Source organism: Acidovorax sp. SRB_24 (assembly GCF_012931925.1).
The window spans coordinates 1-232 of sequence record NZ_MWOM01000378.1 but is presented as its reverse complement, the minus strand read 5'-3'; the positions used below and the strand labels follow the sequence as shown (position 1 = coordinate 232).

Here is a 232-nt window from a genome sequence, read left to right as displayed (position 1 = left end):
GTTGGCCGCATAGTCGCCGTCCATGAAGCAATAGCTGCCGGCCTGGAGCTCGGTATAGACGCCCGACGCGGCTTCCAGCTCAAACGTCCCCGTCCCGGCGCCGGAGACGATCCCGCAGGGAATGCGCGCCCGGCTCAGTCCTTCGACGGTTCGTTCGCAAGCGGCAATAGCCTTGCCGATGGCCTCGCGCCGCTCGACTGCACTGCGCAAGTGCTGCGCTGCGCCGTGATAG

Annotated in this window: 1 pseudogene; it reads right to left on the bottom strand. The window is 66.8% G+C overall.

Annotated elements, in window-relative coordinates:
• Positions 1-232 (bottom strand): annotated as a pseudogene (locus tag B2J89_RS22335) (DSD1 family PLP-dependent enzyme); the annotation flags it as partial.